Source organism: Desulfobacterium sp. N47 (assembly GCF_051233685.1).
Lineage (GTDB): Bacteria > Desulfobacterota > Desulfobacteria > Desulfobacterales > RPRI01 > RPRI01.
Window position 1 is genome coordinate 1 of sequence record NZ_JBAMMY010000045.1, and the last position, 1,229, is coordinate 1,229.

Here is a 1,229-nt window from a genome sequence, read left to right on the forward strand (position 1 = left end):
TACAAGACCGGCATCAAAGTCTCTGATGAAGAACTCCGAAAGATTGCTATCGAGAGGGATGGTTTCCATGGAGAGTGGAATTATAAAATAAAACCAAGGCCATTATGCTAAATGTTCAGCTTATATTTTCTAAACCACTTAGCATGGTTACGCGCAAAAGATGCTGTATGATTGGCAGGCTGCGTGCTGCTGTGACAGCTGTCACAGGATCTTCTTGCAGAACCTGAATATATTGAGGCCGGTGCTTATGAAAAGTCACAGACCACCGGCAAAGCCGGTGGCTTGAAATTGTGAACCGCTCAAAGCGGATATAATTATGAGCCACCTAACGATGGCGATTCTTAATCAAATAGTTGAAGTTGATCAATCCTTTGATCCTCTGCCTCCCGTTCTTTTATATACTTACGGACGGCCTCTTCATCCCGTCCAACTGTGGACACATGATATCCTCTTGCCCAGAAATGTTGACCCGTAAAGTTTTTTTTGCACCCAGCAAAGTTTCTGGCAATATTTATTGCGCTTTTCCCTTTTATATAACCAACGACCTGGGCCACAGCATATTTGGGAGGAATAGATAATTATCCTCATAATTCTAAAGTTCCGAATATCATAAAAACAGATTACAGAAAACATTCTTTCGTCTGCAAGTGTTTAATGATGGGTAGTTCGAATCCGCACTCATTTTTTCATGTAGTTTGACAAATTATGCCAAAATGGTATATTGCGTATATTATGAATTTTGAATTTGACCCTAAAAATCAGATATCAACAAAAATAAGCATGGGATTGATTTTATTGAGGTCCAAGAGCTTTGGAATGATATTGATCTATTAGAAATTCCAGCTAAAACAACCGATGAATTGAGATTCATGGTTATTGGAAAAATAAATGAAAAACACTGGACCGGGATTATCACATACCGCAATGATAATATACGAATTATCTCAGTACGGAGTGCTATGAAGGCTAAAGAATTTATATGAGAATACAGGAGTCAGAATACAGAAGAAAAACAACAGCATGGTTATTCTGTCTTCTGACTTCTGACTCCTGTATTCTCATGCTTCGTTGTGCCCGCCCCGGGCATGGAGGTTAGTGTTAATATGCTCGAACTGACGATTCCTGTCCGGATGGCTACTGCCCTCCAAACTTTTTTGATTGGATTGAAGACTGTAGCCCGCGTCCTTTAGAAGTACTGCTACCAAATTGTGACTGGCCTCAAATCCCCT

At 40.1% G+C, this 1,229-nt stretch carries 2 protein-coding genes and 2 pseudogenes; 2 read left to right on the forward strand and 2 right to left on the reverse strand.

Features of this window, described 5'->3' with window-relative positions:
- A partial coding sequence (locus VXK47_RS02500; RefSeq protein ID WP_435547192.1) for an ISAzo13-like element transposase-related protein occupies window positions 1–111 on the forward strand: 111 nt, incomplete at its 5' end.
- 230 nt (window positions 112–341) lie between these two features.
- Here VXK47_RS02500 and tnpA read toward each other — a convergent pair.
- A pseudogene (tnpA, locus tag VXK47_RS02505) lies at window positions 342–578 on the reverse strand (IS200/IS605 family transposase); the annotation flags it as partial.
- Between the two features lie 186 nt (window positions 579–764).
- Here tnpA and VXK47_RS02510 point away from each other — a divergent pair.
- A complete protein-coding gene (locus VXK47_RS02510; RefSeq protein ID WP_435547195.1) occupies window positions 765–983 on the forward strand; it encodes a BrnT family toxin in 219 nt (72 codons plus the stop codon).
- Window positions 984–1,088: 105 nt separating this feature from the next.
- Here VXK47_RS02510 and VXK47_RS02515 read toward each other — a convergent pair.
- Window positions 1,089–1,229: pseudogene (locus VXK47_RS02515) on the reverse strand (ISAzo13-like element transposase-related protein); the annotation flags it as partial.